At 40.2% G+C, this 18,921-nt stretch carries 21 protein-coding genes; 16 read left to right on the top strand and 5 right to left on the bottom strand.

Going from position 1 to position 18,921, the window contains the following annotated elements; translation table 11 throughout:
• Positions 1–213 precede the first annotated feature (213 nt).
• From L1266_RS18410 to L1266_RS18385, 6 genes are all read left to right on the top strand, one after another.
• Positions 214–399 (top strand): hypothetical protein, encoded by a 186-nt coding sequence (locus L1266_RS18410; protein ID WP_235378092.1) that lies wholly within the window; start codon positions 214–216, stop codon positions 397–399.
• A gap of 318 nt (positions 400–717) precedes the next feature.
• A complete protein-coding gene (locus L1266_RS18405; protein WP_138617414.1) occupies positions 718–966 on the top strand; it encodes a hypothetical protein in 249 nt (82 codons plus the stop codon).
• A 122-nt stretch (positions 967–1,088) separates the two neighbouring features.
• Positions 1,089–1,532, top strand: a complete 444-nt coding sequence (locus L1266_RS18400) for a hypothetical protein (protein ID WP_138617412.1) — start codon at positions 1,089–1,091, stop codon at positions 1,530–1,532.
• Positions 1,533–1,636: 104 nt separating this feature from the next.
• Positions 1,637–2,044: a hypothetical protein gene (locus tag L1266_RS18395; protein ID WP_171043825.1), complete on the top strand. Its 408-nt coding sequence runs from the start codon at positions 1,637–1,639 to the stop codon at positions 2,042–2,044.
• 121 nt (positions 2,045–2,165) lie between these two features.
• Positions 2,166–2,387 (top strand): hypothetical protein, encoded by a 222-nt coding sequence (locus L1266_RS18390; protein ID WP_138617408.1) that lies wholly within the window; start codon positions 2,166–2,168, stop codon positions 2,385–2,387.
• Between the two features lie 448 nt (positions 2,388–2,835).
• Positions 2,836–3,738 carry an alpha/beta fold hydrolase gene (locus L1266_RS18385; RefSeq protein WP_235378091.1) on the top strand — a complete coding sequence of 301 codons (903 nt, stop codon included), beginning with the start codon at positions 2,836–2,838 and terminating at the stop codon, positions 3,736–3,738.
• Here L1266_RS18385 and L1266_RS18380 read toward each other — a convergent pair.
• The 3 genes from L1266_RS18380 to L1266_RS18370 form a co-directional block, all read right to left on the bottom strand.
• Positions 3,671–5,155 carry a tetratricopeptide repeat-containing sulfotransferase family protein gene (locus L1266_RS18380; RefSeq protein WP_235378090.1) on the bottom strand — a complete coding sequence of 495 codons (1,485 nt, stop codon included), beginning with the start codon at positions 5,153–5,155 and terminating at the stop codon, positions 3,671–3,673. The genes L1266_RS18385 and L1266_RS18380 overlap by 68 nt on opposite strands.
• 145 nt (positions 5,156–5,300) lie before the next feature.
• Entirely contained in the window at positions 5,301–7,886 is a 2,586-nt protein-coding gene (locus tag L1266_RS18375) for a TonB-dependent receptor plug domain-containing protein (RefSeq protein WP_138599852.1), read from the bottom strand.
• 297 nt (positions 7,887–8,183) lie between these two features.
• Positions 8,184–8,336, bottom strand: a complete 153-nt coding sequence (locus L1266_RS18370) for an oxidoreductase-like domain-containing protein (protein ID WP_187490874.1) — start codon at positions 8,334–8,336, stop codon at positions 8,184–8,186.
• Between the two features lie 106 nt (positions 8,337–8,442).
• On the opposite strand from L1266_RS18370, the gene L1266_RS18365 reads away from it, so the two are divergent.
• Both L1266_RS18365 and L1266_RS18360 read left to right on the top strand, forming a co-directional pair.
• Positions 8,443–8,853, top strand: coding sequence for a hypothetical protein (locus L1266_RS18365; protein ID WP_054552118.1), 411 nt, complete (start codon positions 8,443–8,445; stop codon positions 8,851–8,853).
• Between the two features lie 86 nt (positions 8,854–8,939).
• Positions 8,940–10,301 (top strand): leucyl aminopeptidase family protein, encoded by a 1,362-nt coding sequence (locus L1266_RS18360; protein ID WP_235378089.1) that lies wholly within the window; start codon positions 8,940–8,942, stop codon positions 10,299–10,301.
• Position 10,302: 1 nt separating this feature from the next.
• On the opposite strand, the gene gloA2 is transcribed toward L1266_RS18360, so the two are convergent.
• Positions 10,303–10,689, bottom strand: coding sequence for an SMU1112c/YaeR family gloxylase I-like metalloprotein (gloA2, locus tag L1266_RS18355; RefSeq protein ID WP_235378088.1), 387 nt, complete (start codon positions 10,687–10,689; stop codon positions 10,303–10,305).
• A 68-nt stretch (positions 10,690–10,757) separates the two neighbouring features.
• On the bottom strand, positions 10,758–11,831 hold the full coding sequence (locus L1266_RS18350; RefSeq protein WP_235378087.1) for a ketoacyl-ACP synthase III: 1,074 nt from the start codon (positions 11,829–11,831) through the stop codon (positions 10,758–10,760).
• Between the two features lie 160 nt (positions 11,832–11,991).
• On the opposite strand from L1266_RS18350, the gene L1266_RS18345 reads away from it, so the two are divergent.
• The 8 genes from L1266_RS18345 (at position 11,992) to L1266_RS18310 (ending at position 18,906) form a co-directional block, all read left to right on the top strand.
• Positions 11,992–13,293, top strand: coding sequence for a metal-dependent hydrolase family protein (locus L1266_RS18345; protein ID WP_328260721.1), 1,302 nt, complete (start codon positions 11,992–11,994; stop codon positions 13,291–13,293).
• Between the two features lie 8 nt (positions 13,294–13,301).
• Positions 13,302–13,706: a nuclear transport factor 2 family protein gene (locus tag L1266_RS18340; protein WP_054552122.1), complete on the top strand. Its 405-nt coding sequence runs from the start codon at positions 13,302–13,304 to the stop codon at positions 13,704–13,706.
• Between the two features lie 17 nt (positions 13,707–13,723).
• A complete protein-coding gene (locus L1266_RS18335; protein ID WP_166340917.1) occupies positions 13,724–14,935 on the top strand; it encodes a sensor histidine kinase in 1,212 nt (403 codons plus the stop codon).
• Entirely contained in the window at positions 14,932–15,465 is a 534-nt protein-coding gene (locus tag L1266_RS18330; RefSeq protein ID WP_235378085.1) for a response regulator transcription factor, read from the top strand. The genes L1266_RS18335 and L1266_RS18330 overlap by 4 nt, the downstream gene beginning before the upstream one ends.
• 152 nt (positions 15,466–15,617) lie before the next feature.
• Positions 15,618–16,022, top strand: a complete 405-nt coding sequence (locus tag L1266_RS18325) for a DUF1761 domain-containing protein (RefSeq protein WP_054552125.1) — start codon at positions 15,618–15,620, stop codon at positions 16,020–16,022.
• Positions 16,023–16,060: 38 nt separating this feature from the next.
• Positions 16,061–16,312 carry a hypothetical protein gene (locus L1266_RS18320; protein WP_235378084.1) on the top strand — a complete coding sequence of 84 codons (252 nt, stop codon included), beginning with the start codon at positions 16,061–16,063 and terminating at the stop codon, positions 16,310–16,312.
• 147 nt (positions 16,313–16,459) lie between these two features.
• The gene (locus tag L1266_RS18315) at positions 16,460–16,729 is read left to right on the top strand and encodes a CBU_0592 family membrane protein (protein WP_054552127.1); all 270 of its coding nucleotides are present in this window, start codon (positions 16,460–16,462) and stop codon (positions 16,727–16,729) included.
• Between the two features lie 194 nt (positions 16,730–16,923).
• Positions 16,924–18,906, top strand: coding sequence for a TonB-dependent receptor plug domain-containing protein (locus L1266_RS18310; RefSeq protein ID WP_235378083.1), 1,983 nt, complete (start codon positions 16,924–16,926; stop codon positions 18,904–18,906).
• Positions 18,907–18,921 lie beyond the last annotated feature (15 nt).

The following is an 18,921-nucleotide window of genomic DNA, read 5'->3' as shown; positions in this document are numbered from 1 at the left end:
GATCAACTGCTTGTAACTCATGGTAAATGCTTCTGTTTGTTTGGCGACGATAGAGTACCACCAACAGGCAGTTGATCTCTTCTCACCGTTTAACCATGAGTGGTGCACTTATTATCTGAATTCGGGCTAAGTTGTATCTGGTTTTTTTATTGCGCCATAAAATACAAACAAAAAGCAGGTAAAGCGGTATATCTTTTATTAGGCGTAGGAGCTGTGTTCTATTATTTTTGGTTTAGAGGCTTTTACGGTTTTTGGCAGTTATTGAACTACGAGCAAAAAGAAATCACAGTACAAGAGTTTTATGAAAAAACAGGTGGTACAGATAGACTCACTTCGTTGTTTGGTAACCGCCTCAGGCATCATGAACTGTGTAAGTCATCACATGACAAGATTAATTAAAATTCAGATGAGACGTTTTGTGTGATACCAATATCGGTTGCTGTAAAAATACACAGCATAGTTATTTCGTTCTTATATTCAAGATAATTAGCGACGAGCGCATTTTATTTTTCCGAAACCCTTTAGGATTAATTAAAAATACGAGTTGGCAATGCTTTACGTTATTTGTTACTAATAGATTGATTAATACCTGAGCGTGACATTGGCAGAAAGGTGCGTGTCGCGCGCACTATTAAAAAGTTATTTTTTGCTTTAACAAATATACAGCCCCGCGCTATTGCCGTTGTGCTGAACGTTAGGTAAAACGAGAGGTTAGAGATGAAATTATCAATCGTATATATAATTCTAGCTCTTTCGTTTGGTATTTTATCTGTCGTGAGTGTTCCAAGAGATGGATGTTATGGCGCAGTATGTAGTGACTTTCAATCTGTTGGTGTTATCACATTCATATTTTTTGGTTTAGCTTTATTGTTTTCTATTTTAGGCCTGTTGCGTTTATTAAAAAAAGTTAAACTCAACCAGTTGCATAAATATGAAAGTAAAGATCTAAATAACCTTGATGGGTAAGTTGTACCTAACAAGTATCTAAACCAAAGGACGCAAAACAGCAGGCTTGTGCTCCTTCGACGCTAATTTTAGCCAAGTATTTTACGCCCATTAATAAGGCGTTAGAGTTTCAGGGAAGATCTATGAAAAATTTCTGGTTAATTGTTTTCACCTTAGTATGTGTAGTTTCTTTCGCTACGTACGCATCAGATAAAATAAATTGGAAAGGCGTGGCTGAGATTAATCATCATGTACTTGCCACCGAAGCAGATGACTACATTAAATCAAAGTTCCCAGAACTAAAGAGTGTTGAGATAAAGCTAATTCGAGTTAATGCTAGTTATTCGTTTCAACATCAACATTATAACCTTAATGTTATGTTTATGCATTCGAACTCTCTCGTTGAAGGCTCAAATCATAAGCGTATTGTTTACGTTGATGAGAAAGCTCAAGAAATTGAAATGCATTTAATTCACTATATATTTTTGGATTTTGACGAAAATGGTGAGGTTATAAATCATCGTATTGAGGAAGTTCCTTTTCACGGTTCAAAAGAAGAATTTGAGAAGGAATTTCAGAACCTCTAACAAACGCATTAAGTGAATGGACTACTAAAGCTTAGCTCGGTTCCGCTTCGAAGAACAGTTTAGCCAGATATTACCAGCCCATTATTGGGGCATTAGGAGTACTAATGAGACCATGCATATTTCTTGCATTGTGTATAACTTCATTGAATGCATTTGCAATAGATAAGACTCAATACACACCAGAGCAATTGTTTGTTATTGGTACTGAATTATTCAAAGAAGAAAGAAATGAATTTAATCCTAAATTGGGTTTAGAATTCATGCTTGAATCAGCAAAATTCAAATATCAGTTTGCTCCTTTCGGGTTATGTGTTTCCTTATCAACTACAAAAGAGGTTTTGGATTTAAAAGAAGCTTATTCGTGGTGCTACGTCGCTGAAAAAATTGGCAACAAATATTCGAAAATGGCAGCGGAAAGAAGTAAGGAAATATTAGGTAAAATACTTTTGGATGATGGTGTTGAAGCAGTTACAGAAGCAAAAGAGTTAGGGAAATTAAAGTACAGTCAATAAGGTAAACCTAATAAGTGCATCAAAAATGATGCTAAACGCTTGGTTGGCACTGATTCTTCACTAGTTTTAGCCAAGCATTATCTGCCCAGTATGCGGGTGTTAGTCGGCAAGGAGTAGGAGTTTGGATTTTAAGGATGAATTAAGACCATTGATAAGCATTGAAGCTGCCAAATGGATTAAATATTTGAGAGTTGACGAAGAGTACTCGTTCCGTGGTATTGCAGAGGAATGCGCAATTAAATGGGATAAAGATTGGGGTACCAATCAAATATTAGGTGAAGATTTGTGCGCTGTTGCAATTGAAGTATTGGGCGATGATCCGCAAAAAGATGGCTGGTTATAAATTGCATACCAACAAGGCAGTGAAGCGGGATAATTAACATTTGGCTGGTTTCACTGCGTACAAACGTTTTAACCTACTATAAATTTTCACTTAATGGAACGTTACCGAATTAATATTCTAAACGTTTTAATCCAAATATGGTTATACGCAACGTTTGCTCACATTGAATGAAGGCCTTAAGGCGGCTAATGGCAAAAGGCCATCCCCTCCGCATATGTTAATTACGTAACATATGAATCATCAAGCATTTAGTAAGAGGCTCCTGAGAGTCGACTTCTAACTTCAACGAATAATGGCTCTGCATTGGTGTTACTATTTAATCAAAATTTCATCGTGCCTGAGATTCTCATATTGAATGGCAATCGCCACACGCAAAACTTGCTTTGCTAAATAGACTGGCGTAACTTAACACTGGTACGATGAGTCTATAAGAATAAAAAGGTCAAACGTGACGATTAAACAAGAATCGGTGTTTATTAAACTCGCCGAAAGCCAAACTTTACATTTACGCCGTATCAGTAAGACTGATGCGAAAGGCCCTGCGGTGTTTTTTATGCATGGTGCCGTTGAAAATGGCAAAATCTTTTACACCCACAGCAATAAAGGTTTAGCACCATTTTTAGCTGAGCATGGCTATGTTTGCTATGTGGCTGATTTGCGTGGTCGTGGTGAGAGTAAACCTGCGATTTCAAAGCATGCAAAGTATGGTCAAACCGAGGCTATTTTAGAAGATATCCCCGCATTTTTAGATAAAATTAAACAGCTTGAAGGTGAGCCTGCTCGTTATTGGGTGGCACACTCATGGGGCGGAGTGTTAATGAATAGTGTGTTTGCCCGTTTTCCCGAGTTGATTGATGATGTGAAAGCCTGCGGCTATTTTGGTTCTAAACGGTCTTTGTATAACCATCATCCAAGCAAGTATATTCAAGGTAATTTGATTTGGTATGGGTTGGCGCCCTTAGTTGCCCGTAAGCATGGCTTTGTGCCGGCTAAAAAACTGAAATGGGGCAGTGATGATGAAACCCGTAAGTCACATTATCAAAGTATGCAGTGGGCTAAGCGTAAACCTTGGATCGATACTGACGATGGCTTTGATTACGCTAACGCATTAGCTGATAAGGCACTGCCGCCCATTATGCATGTGGCGGGTGTTAAAGATAAAGCCCTATGCCAGCCGATTGATATTGAAAAATTTATGGAAGAGTCGGGCATCGGCAAGCAAACGATGACCATTTATGGCCGTAAGTTTGGCCACAAGGTCGATTATGATCACATTAATATGCTTACTCACCCACAGGCGCGTTTTGATCAGTTTGTTGACTTGTTGAACTGGTTTGAGACTCACGCATAAGTGTGTGCATTGCGCTCTCGTAGCGTTTGTATTTTTCTAATGCTTTATCAGTTAACGGCTGTCTTACAGCCGTTTTGCTGAGCGTTGCCACCGGTTTTTTTGACTTATAAAAATCTAAAAACTGTGTGCTGTACTCAATGTTTAAGAACTTGCAGAGGTCTGTAAGTGTTTGTTCGCTGTCACTGATAAGTGCTTCATAGCTTAAATCAAAAACCGCCTCTGGCATCACGTTTTGCCAATGCTCCATTAACTGCTGATACAAATCAAAGTACTGCTTAAACTCTGGGAGTGAACAAAAATAAGGTTCGTTTTCAGCAAAATAGTTGCTAAACACCGACCACGCAATTGCATCATATTCGCGCTGCATATTAATAAACTTGGCGTTAGGAAAGAGTAAGTAAATCAATCCGAGAGACTGGTAGTTAGCAGGTAGCTTGTTGATCATAAAAGGGCGCACAACTGGCGCTTGTTTTATTCGTTCAATATAAATATTGCGGGCATTGTTAATTAGCCCTTGGTTTAGCTCTGCTAAGCAATCTGGGTAGGGGAGTTGTGTTTGTTGTTCAAGGTATGCAACTACCTGATTGCTGATACTGGCATCTTCACCAAGGCTTGCAAAGTCATCGTGGCTTGCCAGCATTTGTTCTACTAGGGTTGAGCCACTTCTTGGCATGCCAATAATAAAAATGGGAGTAATTGTACCTGTAAATGTTTTGTCTCTGGCATCAATTAGCTCGGCCGTATTTTGCTCTATAATGCGCTGATAAAATGGCTCTAAATCACGGGTTCTAAACTGCGTGAGTTTTGTTTGTAGCTTATTAGCTAGGCTGAAGTAGTTAAAAGCTTGTTCTGTATCATTTAACTGATCATAGCTTTTACCAAGGGCATAATAACACACCATTTTTAAGCGCAAGTTATTGGTCAAAGTTAAAAACTGGTGTAGCTCATTTATGTAATTTTGTTCGTTGTTAAAGCGCCCAAACTGTACTAGTTCAAATAAAATGTACGCCGTCACTGGGTAATTTCCCATACCGAGTGCATGCTTTAAAATACTGTACGCTTTGTCTAACTCACCATAAGTTAAATAATGCTGGGCAAGGTAGTAATGTGGCTCAGGGTTATGGCTGGCAATTGATTTAGCATATTCGAGTACAGTTAAGGCATCTTGCGGTGAATGCACGCCATTAAAAGCATCGGCAAGCGCATGCAGTGGTTCAAGCATGTGGGATAGTCGTTCACAGGCTCTTTGTAAAAGGTAAACAGCGGCATCATAACGTTCTAAACGCAGTGCAATGCGGCCCAATCCAAATAACGCTTCGCCATTTTCAGGATCTGAATCGAGAAGGGTTTTAAAATGAAATTCGGCCTCTTTAAGCTTGTTTTCATTCAGTAGTTGATTCGCTTTTTCTAACAGCATAGGAATGGCGGGTTATTTGTTATTTTTATTTACTATAAAACGAAAAAGGCGAAATGTCTTTCGCCTTGGTTAACTATAAATATCCATAAAAAATCCGGGGTATCGACTTTCTAGGTTGATTGCTCAACCTAGAAAGCTGTTCTATTTAGAAAGTATAGGTAGCTTTCACGTAATAGAAGCCGCCGTTGATACCATATGGCGACGTTTCGTAGTATTTACCACCCCAGTTATTGTTAGGGATGCCAGTACTATCGAAGAAATCAAGTTTCTCTGCTTCTTGGTCGAATAAGTTTGTAGCACCAACAGAGAAGCTAAGCTCTTCAGTTAGGAAGTAAGTCACTTCTGCATCAATGGTTACTGCAGCATCAGCTGTTTTCGCTGTTGCATCGTAATCTACGTGAACACCTTGGTATTCGCCATAGTAGTTAACACGTGTAAATGCAGAGAAGCTCTCCCATTGTTGTGCCCAGCTAAGTGTTGCACGGTGGTTTGGTAAGTCATTTTCTAAACGGCTTACTTTAAATTCACCAGTAATGTCTGTTGACTTAGTTACTTCAGTGTCGTTCCAGTTGTACGCTAAGCTGAATGTTGAGCTACCGCCTAACAAATCAGTTGAGTAGTTAGCTACTGCATCAATACCTTGCGTTGTTGTATCGAAGTCATTGGTGAAGAAGCTTACTTGCGCTAAGTTTTGTACGTTTGGCACGCCTGCTGCTTCAAGTGTGTCTTTATCTGCTTGACTTAATTCAATTTTATCTGATTGACTGATACGGTCATCTACTTGGATGTTGTAGTAGTCAACTGTGAAGAATAAGTCGCCAAGTGTCCATACTGCACCAAACGTGTAGCTTTGAGACTCTTCAGGTTGTAGCTCTGTACCACCTAATTGCACTGCAATTGGGTTTGTTGGTGGTAAAAGTGCCGAGTCAACAAGTACACCGCTGCTTAGGTTAGTTTGAACGTTACTTACGTTTGCTTGACCAACAGTTGGTGCACGGAAACCAGTACTGATTGAACCACGAATGTTCAAGTCTTCAGTTACGTGGTATTGACCCGTTAACTTGTAGTTAGTAGTTGAACCAAATGAATCATAATCTTCATAACGTAGTGCTAAGCCCATTAAGAAGTCTTCTGTGAATGGTGCTTCAACATCAACGTATGCAGCATAGTTACGACGTGTATACTCGCCCGCATCAGATGGTTTGAAACCAGGGAAACCGTTCGAGCCGATACCAAAACCTTGTTCTGTTAGTGGGCCAGCTGTGAAAGACGCTTCGTCACCAGAAACAACTGTGAATGTTTCTTCGTGCCATTCTAGACCACCGGCAACGTTTACATCGTAAGCTAAACCAAAGTCAAAACCTTTTGATAAATCAGCATTAAAGTTTTTCTCTAACTGTGAGTATTTACCTGGGCTGAAATCGCGCGGGCTTTCTGGACCTAATGACGCATTGATTGTGTCATAGATGAAGTAGCGTGATTCGTTGTAACCAACTGTACCGCTTAAGTCATAGTATGCACCTTCAAGGAAACCAGATGTGATTTCACCTTTAGTACCAATTGTTAATGCAGTATCTGTGATGTTACCACCGAAGTTAGGTGTAAAACCGCCCGGAAGCATTTCGTTAAACGCAAAACAGTCTGGGTTGTTAGCAACTTCATCGATGTATCTTTGGTTATCTAAAACGTTATCATCAATCATGATATCGGTAGGACAGTTACCGCTCATATCGCCAGTTAAATCACCAACAAGCAGTGTTTCACCGCCGTCATTTGAGTAAACACCTGGGCGAGTGTGTGGGTTACGATAGTAGAAACCACCACGTACATCACGCTCAGAGTAGTTACCAAACATGTAGAATTCAGATGAATTACTTAACTCAAGACCGATGTTACCAAAGATAGTAATATCATCATCAACTTCTGGTGCACCCCAAACTTGTGCTAACGAAGATACTTCAGGCACACCTGCGGCATCTAGTGCGGCTGCATCAGGGCGTTGTACTGAGCGGCTAGTCGCATCAGCTGTTTTATATTGGAAGCTTAAGTTAGCAAAACCACTATCGGTAAACGGTAGACCCACGTTACCAGAAATTTGCGTTGTATCTCCATCGCCTTCGTAGTATTCACCTTGACGTATTTCGAATGAGCCGCCTTCAGAGGCATCTTTTAATACAAAGTTCATTACACCCGCGATTGCATCAGAACCATACTGTGCAGCAGCACCATCACGAAGTACTTCTACTTGCTTTAAGGCAATACTTGGAATAACAGAGATATCGGCACCTTGAGCACCATCATTAATACCACCACCTAAGAAAGCGATAACAGATGCACGGTGACGGCGTTTACCATTAACAAGTACTAAAGTACTGTCAGAAGGAAGGCCACGTAAGTTAGCTGGGCGAACAAGTGACGCAGCATCACTAATTGGGTTTTGGTGAACGTTAAAAGAAGGAACGGAGCCTTTTAAAAGCTCAAGCATATCGGTGTTACCACCTTTATCTAGCTCTTCACCACCAATGATATCAATGGGTACTGGTGAATCACCGATTGAACGTGGTGCTGAACGAGTACCCACCACGGCAATTTTCTCTACATTTTTGTTAACTTTCGTCTCTTCAGCTGCTTGCTCTGCAGCAACAACCGAACCCGACACAAACAGGCCTGCTGTTGTAGTCGCTAAAGCAAATTTAATTGCTTGTTGTAGCGCATTATTTTTGAATTTCATTCCGACTTCCCCAGTTAGAATAGTTATGATTATGTCACCAAATAAAGTATTAGAACTTGGTGTAAATCTCTTATACATCCTGTAAATAATTTTTGCAAATTGTTAATTTTATGTTGTTTTGTGGGTGTTTCTTTGTTCTTTGTCGTTCTTTTGTGGATTATCTTATTGAAAGTAAAGGGGATAATTTATTCTCGATATTGGGTTTTAGCGTAAGAAAATATATAAATTATGCAAAAATAATTAGATAGAAGGCTTTTTTGGATAGTTTTTGAACGGTTTTTGATTTGGAACGGTCTATTAAGCTTGTTGTGAATTATTGCTTAACCGCCATTGTTGCAGTTTTTTTCGGTATTCATCCCATACACATGGGCAACAGCTACCACCTCCACAACACTCATCTGAAGCTGGTTTTTTGGGTTTTGGTTCAGCTTGTTGTTTAGGTTGGTTCATTTTTAATACTGAAAAATAGTTACGAATAGAGTATTAAGGATAAAGTAAAATCTAATATAAGTAAATTATGCTTTGTGAACGTCGCATGCTGTGTGAAAATAACTAAATGCGATTATATAAAGTTATTCATCGAGCCCCATTTCGAGTGGCTAAAATTACCAAAAAGCGTCAAACATTACGTTTTAAGCGCGCTATGGTAGCACTCAAAATCGCACTTGCCCAAGAAAAGCAAGAAACAAAAGAAATGCTTCATATTTATAGGCGATACACCCAAGGCCAAGCTACTAAAGAAGAGTTACATACTGCTAATGAGCAGTTTTTAGATATCTTAAAAGGGCTTGGTTTAGGTGTGTTTGCAGTTTTACCCTTTGCGCCTATTACCATTCCTTTGGTTGTAAAGCTGGGGCAATGGGTTGGTGTCGATGTGCTACCTAGTTCATTCAATATAAATAAGTCAATTAAAGAGCTGGATCAACAAGTAGCAAAAGAAGAAAAAGAGAAACAAAACAAAGACTGATTAGGTTTTTTATCTGATTTTGCCTATACCTTTTGTATCAAGATATTGGTATGCTTAAATACCTTTTCTTTATATCGAGTCGTTTAATGAGTTCATTAATTCGCCATTCTTCTTCGGGAATTCCCCTGTCATTTATTGCTAAAGCTGACCTATCAACGTGGTTAACCGAGCAGCCGCAAGCCTTACAAAATTGGCTAACAAATTGTGATTTTAAAAATAAAGGCATGGCCTTAGTTGCTAATAATGAAACCGGCTCACTTGAGCATGTTTATTGTCTGGTAAATGATTTACAAGACTTTTGGTTAGCAGGTGACTTATCAACAAAACTGCCTGCAGGTTGTTACCAAATACAAGGTGATGAAAAGTTTGTAGAGCAAGTAACACTGGGCTTTGTGTTAGGCGGTTACGAGTTTAGTGAATATAAAGAAAAACCTTCGCCACGCGCTACCCTTGCCATTAAAGACGAATCGTTAGTAAAGCGTTTATCTCAGTATGCAAGTGCAATTAATTTAGTGCGTGATTTAGTGAATACGCCTGCTGCGGATATGATGCCGCAGCATTTATCACAAGTAATGGCTGATTTAGCTGATACCTTTGATGGTGAGTTCTGTGAGTGGGTGGGTGATGAATTATTAGAGCAAAACTACCCAACGATTCATATGGTTGGTCGTGCGTCTGAGAATAAACCTCGCTTACTTGATTTACGTTGGGGCGCAAAAGATGCACCGCAAATTACCTTAGTCGGTAAAGGCGTGTGTTTTGATTCTGGCGGTTTAGATTTAAAACCAAGTTCAGGTATGCGCAACATGAAAAAAGACATGGGCGGTGCAGCACATGTTATTGGCCTTGCGCAGTTAATTATGGCTGCCAACTTACCAATTCACTTACGTGTTCTGGTACCTGCGGTTGAAAATGCGGTTTCTCGAAATGCATTTAGACCGGGTGATGTGATCAAAACTCGCAAAGGGATCACAGTAGAAATTGATAACACGGACGCTGAGGGCCGTTTAGTGCTGTGTGATGCACTTGCTGAAGCACAAAATGATAACCCCGATCTTATCGTTGATTTTGCAACCCTTACAGGTGCTTGCCGTGTTGCGCTCGGTACAGAATTACCTGGCTTTTTCGCAAATAACCGTGAAGTGGCTAATAAACTGATGGATGCAGGTGAAAGCTGTCATGATCCTGTATGGCAACTGCCGTTATTTGATCAATACAAAGCATTATTAAAAAGTGACGTAGCAGATATTGCTAATTGTGCTTCCACTCCATTTGGTGGTGCGATCACCGCGGCACTTTACTTAAAAGAGTTCGTCGAGCCAAGTACGCCATGGGTTCACTTTGATGTGATGGCCTGGAACTTACGTGCATTACCGGGTCGTCCTGCAGGCGGTGAGGCACTGGGTATTCGTGCTGTGTTCAACTACCTACAAGATCGCTTCCAATAAGTTAAAGCTGGTAAAGCTCTAACGGTAAATCATCGGGATCGGCAAAAAACGTAAATTGCTTCCCGGTGATTTCATCCACTCTTATTTCTTCAACCGAAATGCCTTGTTGTTCTAAATAATGCTTAGATTTTGCAATATCGGCGACTTTAAACGCCAAATGGCGTAGCCCTTGTGCTTCTGGATAGCTTGGTCTCGGTGGCGCTCCAGGAAACGAAAAAAGCTCTATTTGGCTGCCATCAGGAAGTGCTAAATCTAATTTATACGAGTCACGTTCAGCGCGGTATTGTTCGTGAGTGATTGGTAGCTTTAATATTTCATTATAAAAATGCTTTGATTTTTCATAGTTGCTACAGATGATTGCAGCATGATGTATGCCTAATAGTTCCATAAATTAATCCTTTTATGCCCATAAAAAAACGCGGACTCAGCCGCGCTTCTCTATAAATGATAGGGGGATTACTCTGCCGCTTTACATGCTGCAACAGCCGGTGCAACCAGTTCAAGACCTGTTTTATCACACTCAGGTAGAGCTGCATCAGAAACCGAGATAGGTGTTACACGCTCGCCCCATTTAATGTAACTCGCCGCCCAAGTTAAACCAGCACCAAAGGCTGCTGACATAATGTTTGAGTTAGGTTTGATAAGCCCTTGCTCAACCGCTTCACAAATGGCAATCGCAATTGTTGCAGCAGACGTATTACCGTAATCGGCAATGTTCACCATTACTTTTTCGTCAGCTACTTTCAAACGTTGCTGAATAGCTTGGATAATACGTAAATTGGCTTGGTGAGGAACTAATACGTCAATGTCATCAAGCTCTAACTGCGCCTGGTTCAGCACGTCGTCACAAGCTTCGCTCATCCCTTTAACAGCACGTTTGAAGATTTCGCGACCTTCGAATAATAAGTTAGAAGGGCCAATTGGCTCGTACTTATTTAAATCGCTACCGAAGTTTTCGATATGCAGAATGTCGCGATCTTCACTGTCGCAACCTGTTTTAGTGGCAAGTAAACCTGATGGTGTGTCTGAGGCTTCTAATACCACGGCACCAGCACCATCACCGAATAATACAGCACTGTCGCGACGAGCCCAGTTGATGTACCACGTCATACGTTCAGCGGCAATAACGACTGCTTTTTTGATCATACCTGCACGAATTTGTGCCGTTGCTGCTTGTAATGCATATAAAAAGCCTGAACATGCAGCGTTTGTGTCCATTGCTGCAGCGCCAATCGCGCCAATGTTTTTTTGCACTAAAGAGGCCGTATTTGCCACCATGGTTGATGGTGTACAAGTCGCAAGAAGTACAAGATCAATGTCTTTACCATCAACACCAGCACAAGCAAGCGCTTGCTTTGCGGCAACGGTCGCTAAATCGGCAGTAGAAACATGGCTGACACGGCGAGATTTGATGCCTGTACGTGTTGTGATCCATTCGTCATTGGTATCAACAATATTGCTAATTTCATCATTGCTGATGCTTGCTGGTGGTATACATTTACCCCAGCCAGTAATTTGGGCATAAGACATAATGTGTTCTCTTTATGTGGTCAGACTTGTTAAATTTTCCCGAAGTTATATCAAAATTCACTTGTTAACACTAGTTCATTGCCGCGCTATGTCGTAAATAATGGCATTTACTCAGTATTTAAGTTAAACCTAGTATAAAAAAGAGGCGATTATGAAAAAAATAAATCTAAAAATAAGCACATTATCGGTACTATCTTTGTTATCTACGTTTGTGGTTAATGCACAAACCACCCTTATTCATGCAGGAAAGGTACTTGTTGGCACTGAACAGAGTGTTAAAGAGCAGCAAACGCTGGTTATTGAAGGTAATAAAATTGCTGCAATAAAAGCAGGCTACTTAACAACACAGCAGTTAGGCCTCAGTGATGCAGATGTTTTTGATTTAAAAAATCAGATGGTCTTGCCGGGTCTAATTGATATGCACGTTCATGTTACCTTTGAGCGAGATGCAACGCGTAACCCACATCAATGGGTCACTGAATACGAAGCAGATTATGCACTACGTTCTTTAAAATACTTAAAACGCACGGTTAATGCGGGTTTTACCTCTGTGCGCGACCTAGGTAGCAGCTATCAAGTTATCTTCCCATTAAAACGAGCGGTTGAGCGTGGCGACATTGTTGGCCCGCGCATTTTTGCAGCAGGTGATATGATCACACCGACCGGCGGCCACGCTGACATGCATGGCTATCGCCGTGATATTACCAAAGCGACAGAGGGTGGGGGCTTAGGTGTGTGTGATGGTGCTGACGATTGTACTCGTGCGGTACGCGATGTAATTAAAAGTGGTGCCGATGTGATCAAAATTACGGCAACAGGGGGTGTTTTAAGTAATACAGCGGCCGGGGTTAATCAGCAATTTACTGATGAAGAGCTCAGTGCCATTGTTAACACTGCTCATCATTTAGGCCGAAAAGTCACCGCTCATGCTCATGGCACAGAAGGTATAAAAGCAGCTCTCAGAGCGGGTGTTGATTCAATCGAACATGGCTCTTTTTTAGATAAAGACACAGTTAAATTATTTAAAAAGCAAGACGCGTATTTAGTTCCAACCTTACTCGCTGGCGCGACAGTAAAAGAAGAAGTGCTAAATAACCCTAATATGCCAAAAGCTATTGCTGAGAAGGTTGAATTTGTGGCGCCAAAAATGGAAGAGTCGTTTAAATTAGCATTAAAAAACAAGGTTAACATAGCCTTTGGTACAGATTCAGGCGTATCTAAGCATGGTGATAATGCTAAAGAGTTCGAGTTATTAGTTAAATATGGCATGACACCAAAACAAGCAATTAAATCAGCCACCGTTGAAGCTGCTAAACTATTAGGTCAAAGTGATAACCTCGGTGACTTGAGTGTTGGTAAACAAGCAGATATTATCAGCGTTAATATGAATGTGCTTGATAACATTAATGAACTTAGTCAGGTTCAGTTTGTTATGAAGGGCGGTAAAGTGCTCAAACAGTAAGGGTTACTATGGGCGGTAAAATTAAAGAGACGTTATTTAATCATTTAATTGATGCTGAGCGGCAGCTACTTGAGCCAGAAGTTCGGCAATCTGCTGAAGCGCTTGATGCATTACTTGATGATGATTTTATTGAAATAGCTGCTGATGGTACGTCTTTTAATAAGTTCCAAGTGTTAACCCGTCTGCCAACTGAGGTAGTACCGCAGTTTTATAATCAACACTTTAAAGGTCGAATGCTCAGTGATGATATTGCACAGCTGAGCTATCAAGCAGCCTTTAGACGTTCTGCGCGGTCAGAGTTTAATTACTCCATTCGTATGTCACTGTGGCGTTTTAATGGTAAACAATGGCAAATGGTGTTTCATCAAGGAACGCCTTGTGCTGTTTTTACAATTTCAATGGACGATGATTAAGTTTTAAAGAGTCCGTTATGCAAACCGATCCGGCGATTAGTCGCCTACTAATTTTAAGAAGCGCCGCAATCGCCGTACAATTTGTTGCTGTTATTGCGGTGTACTTTCTATTTGAATACCAAATCCCCTTACTGCCTTTACTTGCTGTTATTTGTGTTGAAGCAATCTTTCAGCTGCTAAGTATATTCGCTTATAGAAAAGTAACCAAAGCCAGACCAGCCGCTGTACTGATGCAGCTGACAGCCGATTTACTGTTTTTAACGATTTTGCTGTCATTAAGTGGCGGGGCTACCAATGCATTTGTGTCGTTATTACTGTTACCGATAATGATCGCTGCGGTCTCTGTTAATGCGAAAGGGCTTGCTTATACCGCAGTGCTGGCAATCGCCGCTTATAGCTTTTTACTGATAAATATGCCTGAGCACACCATGCACCAAATGCAGATGACGCATCATTTTATTGGTATGTGGATTAACTTTGTTATTAGCGCCATTGTTATTGCTTTTGTTATTGGTACATTAAACAGTACATTGAGAGCAAGAGAAGCCACCATTGCACGAACTCGTGAGCAACAATTAAGGCATGAGCAATTATTAACGCTTGATGGCGCTGCTGCACAAGTAACGCACCAACTTGCAACGCCTATCGCAAACTTACAGCTGTTATTTGAAGAACTGAAAGAACAACAAGCTGATGACCCCATTGTACAAGAAATGGCTAAGCCATTAGCCCAGTGTAAAGAACAGCTTGCTCATTTTAGGTCGCTTTCAAATGCCTTAAGGACCGGTCAAACACGGCAAGTGATCAGCGCTGAAACACTACAAAGCACCATTCAAGATGCGATGACACTGCATTTTCCAGAGCAAAACTTACAGTGGCTAAATAACGCCCCTGATTGTTCGATTTTAAGTGATGCCATGCTGTTACCGGCTATTTTAAACTTGCTGCAAAACGCCGTATCGGCGAATAACCATAATCAGCAATACTGCGTAGAAGCTAAGTGGCACATAGATCAGCAAACAGTTTCATTGTCGTTACGTGATTTCGGTCAAGGTTTTAGCGAACAACAAATGGCATCATTAGGTGGCCAACTCATGCCAAGTAACAATGGTATGGGGATGGCAGTTATGCTTTCGAATGTGACTTTAGAGCGCTTAAATGGCTCATTAACACTAAGCAATCACCCACAGCAAGGTGCAATTGCGATGGTTAGTTTAAAAATTGTATGAAACTTTTAATTATTGAAGACGATGAAAATCTTGCCAGCACACTGGCAAGGCGTTTTACAAAACAAGGCTTCACATGTTCACTCGCTCATAACGCTGAGCAAGCTTTACAGCATATAACCACTTTTGAGGCGAGCCACTTTCTAGTGGATTTAAAACTCGGGGATGATAATGGACTTGCCCTGATTAAACCATTAAGAGCACAATTTCCTTCAGCTCGTATCGTATTGCTCACTGGGTTTGCTAGTATTGCCAGTGCAGTCGAAGCCATACGATTAGGTGCTGACGACTATTTACCAAAACCTGTCGATTTTAATTCACTTTTAAAAACAATCTTGGGAGACACAGAGGTAAACCTATCACTTGAAGAGTCAAAGCCAAACAAAATTATGTCGCCAGAGCGCCTTGAGTGGGAGCATATCCAACATGTTTTGCACAGTAACGATGGTAATATTTCCGAAACTGCGCGCCAACTGAATATGCACAGAAGAACATTACAGCGTAAATTACAGAAAAAACCAGTTCAGCAGTAAAGTGATTATTAACGTAAGTAAAATAATTAGAAGGCGTAAATCAGTACAGGATTGAATTCTAAATAGGTACAAAATTACGTGTTTTAAATTTGCTGCATCGCTGATCCTTAACTAAAGTCATGTTAAACCTAATCGTTGTATGAGTCTGGTGTATGCATTTTTATCAACTTAACTTTTTCGCAATTTTTTTTGCAGGTCTTGCTTCATTCTTATTGGGAATTGTCTGGTATTCACCTTGGTTATTTAAGCGTATTTGGATGGAGAGCTGTGGTCTAACTGAGTTAGATTTGCAACAAATTAATCCATTTAAAGTTTTTGGTAGCAGTTTAATATTATGCTGTTTGATCTCATTTAGCTTTTCATTATTTGTTGGGCCCAATGTTGCTGTTGGGGTGGCTGTTGGTACAGGTTTTATAATTGGTTTATGTTGGGTAAGCCTTGCTATAGGCATAGGCTACATATTCGAGCAGCGGCCGTTAAAACTGTTTTTGGTAAATTCAGGTTATGCTATTTTACAATTTTCATTAATTGGCTTGGTTTTGGGTCTCTGGTCATAGCGTGATAGCATGCACTTTTTGAAATAATAAATGGATTAATGGCAAAACCAAATAAAAAAGGGCCAACTAAAACGGTCGATATTTTTTGTTCACAATGTAAAACGCAGTTATTTAAATACCGTAAAGGTGGAAAAGGCGCGTTGGTTAAATGTTTTGTTGAACGGATTAGCCAAGATTTTACCAATGACACCGGTATTTGCCCTGACTGCCAACGCCCATTTGCCCGGCAGACCATGATCCGTGGTACTCCAACTTTAAAAATAATCGGTGGTAAGGTGACACATAAATAGAATTAAAATACGGACATTTATCCTCGTTTCTTACTCATGCTCTGATACTATTGACCGGTTTGCTGTTTCAATGAATGAAAACAACCCTCCCCATGGATTGGGCCAGTTGTATGGGTATAAACATATGAACAAAATGGACTCACGCACGTGATAGCACTTTTATTTGATATTATTGGCATGACAGGCACATTCTTAGTGGTTGGTGCTTTCTTTTTACTACAACTGAATAAAGCATCGCCAACCGGCCTTGTGTATAACATGATGAACTTAACGGGCGCAATTCTGTTACTGATTAGTCTTTGTTATAACTTTAACCTTGCTAGTTTTGTTATTGAGATTTTCTGGATAGCGGCGTCACTTATTGGATTATATAAGTACATCAAAGCAAAGCGTACTGGAAATGTTGAAACAGCTTAATTAAGCTTGGCTCATTAAAACAGACGTTTTTAGAAACCCATTTACAGTTGAAAATGGGTTTTTTTGTCGCTATTTAAGAAAACTTTATAAACTAAAATTATAAAAACATTGCAAGCTTACCAATCTTTTGTATTAATAGTGTAAACATGGTGTTGCTTTTGCAACACGGGCTATAAGTACAGGTATCGCTTACCGTGGATCTTTTCAGATGTTCAGCACTTTTTACTATTGCAGTTGCCTCAACCTCGCCAGTGGTTGCAAACGCGGCTGAAGAGCAAGACTTATTTTCTTTAAGTTTTGAAGACTTACTTAATATTCAAGTCGATATAGCAAGTAAAACCAACGAAACTTTGTCATCAGTCCCTTCTACAATAAGTATTTTTAGTCGTAAGCAAATTCAAGCATTAGGGGTTGATAACGCCTACGAAGTGATGAATTTTGTGCCTGGTATGCAATCAACTCGAGGTGATTGGGTAGGGGCGGTGCCTAAAGAACATGCTCGGGGCGTTTATCTAGATAGCGGTAATGTTTTGGTGATGATAAATGGTGAGCGAGTTAATGAATCATCATTTGGTAAGGCTTCTGTTTACATGCCTTATATTCCTATTGAAATCATTGAAAAAATAGAGTTTATTCGCGGTCCAGGCTCGGCTCTGTATGGCAGTAATGCGTTTTTAGGGGTGATGAATATTGTTACCTCTAAAGAGCGAAATACACTGCAACTTGTGCTTGGCAATAATGGTCGCTACGGGGCAACAGGGCAGTTCAATACCTCTTTAAGTGATGATACATCACTCTTTGCGAGTTTTTCGTATGATCAAAAAGACGGCGAAAGCTACCCGCAAGGAGTAAAAGATCCTCTTGAGGCGCTTTACCTAGAAGCAGGTGTTGATTACAAAAAGCTGCAATTACGTGCCCGTTACAATGAAACATCCCTTGATGAATTTTTAAACCTCGCTGGATATTCTGAGCAAAACCAACATAATAGTAATAACACCTTTGTGGGAATTAAATACAACTGGATCAATAACGATAAGTTAAAGCTAGATTCTAGTTACTCATTCACAAAGCATAATATTTCAAGTGCAGGGTTAATCGCTACATTTGACGATATTCCAGACTTTCTCGTTGGCCCTGCGTGGCAAACAACTGACAGTAAATTCGAAACTGAGCTAAGTTATCAATTCGATAACCAATGGCAGCTTGCTGCGGGAATTGAATACTCAGAGGCTAAGCAAACTGAAGCAGGAGTTCGCACGTCTTATTATGATTTCGATTCAGAGCAAATAATTATCGACCCTGCCTTTGAACAGCAAGGGATCGTGTCTGTGATGGACTTTCCTGAGTTTTCGTCACTTAGGTTTACATTCGAAACCTTGAGTGCTTATGGGCAGCTAAAAATACCATACTCAGATGCACTTACTTTATTTATTGGCGCACGCTATGACGATGTGAAGGACATTGACAGTAAACTTTCTCCACGTCTTGCGGGTGTCTATAAAATAAATTCAGAGCATACTGTTAAGCTGCAATATGGTGAATCGTTTAGAACACCGGTTACCAATGAGCTGTTTTCAAATGATGATGTGACAATAGGTAACCCATCGCTTCGCTCTGAGTCGATTAAAACCACTGAGCTTGTTTGGCATTATAAAACCTCAGAGTTACAAGCTAATGCAGTGCTTTTTTATAATGAACTTAATGATTTTATAAATATTGAGCCAACATTATCAGATGATGCATTGTTTACCTTTACAAACTCATTCAACACCCAAAACAGTGGTATCGAGCTTGATAGCACTTGGCAATCAAGTAAAAATTTCTCGATTACAGGCACTTATACGCAATATTTTGAAGATCCCATCAATGCGAGCTTTAAGCGCTTTGCAAGCATAATCAGTAGTTATAACTTATCTGATTCATGGCAGGTGAGCTTAAACTTATTGTGGCGCGATACAGTTGAAGTAAGCTCAGAGACAGGTGCTCACTTTAAACAATCTGCTTACAGCTTATTGGGTGGCAGTTTAAAATGGCAGTTAAACAACAACAGCCAACTAATGCTAAAAGCAGAAAATTTGTTAGGAAAAAAATACAACGCATTTGATCCTCGCATTGACGATGGCGCAGTCGCTGGTACAACTGAGGAATTATCGTTACACTACCAATTCAATTTCTAGTTGTCCTGTTCGTAA

This window comes from Pseudoalteromonas sp. Cn5-37, from assembly GCF_021532495.1.
Classification (GTDB): domain Bacteria; phylum Pseudomonadota; class Gammaproteobacteria; order Enterobacterales; family Alteromonadaceae; genus Pseudoalteromonas; species Pseudoalteromonas simplex.
This window is presented reverse-complemented; position numbering and strand designations above follow the sequence as displayed.

Excerpts from the sequence above, each read along its gene's own strand:
- L1266_RS18365 (WP_054552118.1), top strand. The coding sequence starts at position 8,443 with ATGCGATTATATAAAGTTATTCATCGAGCCCCATTTCGAGTGGCTAAA.
- L1266_RS18330 (WP_235378085.1), top strand. The coding sequence starts at position 14,932 with ATGAAACTTTTAATTATTGAAGACGATGAAAATCTTGCCAGCACACTG.
- L1266_RS18380 (WP_235378090.1), bottom strand. The coding sequence starts at position 5,155 with ATGCTGTTAGAAAAAGCGAATCAACTACTGAATGAAAACAAGCTTAAA.
- L1266_RS18320 (WP_235378084.1), top strand. The coding sequence starts at position 16,061 with ATGGCAAAACCAAATAAAAAAGGGCCAACTAAAACGGTCGATATTTTT.
- gloA2 (WP_235378088.1), bottom strand. The coding sequence starts at position 10,689 with ATGGAACTATTAGGCATACATCATGCTGCAATCATCTGTAGCAACTAT.
- L1266_RS18340 (WP_054552122.1), top strand. The coding sequence starts at position 13,302 with ATGGGCGGTAAAATTAAAGAGACGTTATTTAATCATTTAATTGATGCT.
- L1266_RS18370 (WP_187490874.1), bottom strand. The coding sequence starts at position 8,336 with ATGAACCAACCTAAACAACAAGCTGAACCAAAACCCAAAAAACCAGCT.
- L1266_RS18335 (WP_166340917.1), top strand. The coding sequence starts at position 13,724 with ATGCAAACCGATCCGGCGATTAGTCGCCTACTAATTTTAAGAAGCGCC.
- L1266_RS18350 (WP_235378087.1), bottom strand. The coding sequence starts at position 11,831 with ATGTCTTATGCCCAAATTACTGGCTGGGGTAAATGTATACCACCAGCA.
- L1266_RS18400 (WP_138617412.1), top strand. The coding sequence starts at position 1,089 with ATGAAAAATTTCTGGTTAATTGTTTTCACCTTAGTATGTGTAGTTTCT.
- L1266_RS18375 (WP_138599852.1), bottom strand. The coding sequence starts at position 7,886 with ATGAAATTCAAAAATAATGCGCTACAACAAGCAATTAAATTTGCTTTA.
- L1266_RS18395 (WP_171043825.1), top strand. The coding sequence starts at position 1,637 with ATGAGACCATGCATATTTCTTGCATTGTGTATAACTTCATTGAATGCA.
- L1266_RS18360 (WP_235378089.1), top strand. The coding sequence starts at position 8,940 with ATGAGTTCATTAATTCGCCATTCTTCTTCGGGAATTCCCCTGTCATTT.
- L1266_RS18325 (WP_054552125.1), top strand. The coding sequence starts at position 15,618 with ATGCATTTTTATCAACTTAACTTTTTCGCAATTTTTTTTGCAGGTCTT.
- L1266_RS18405 (WP_138617414.1), top strand. The coding sequence starts at position 718 with ATGAAATTATCAATCGTATATATAATTCTAGCTCTTTCGTTTGGTATT.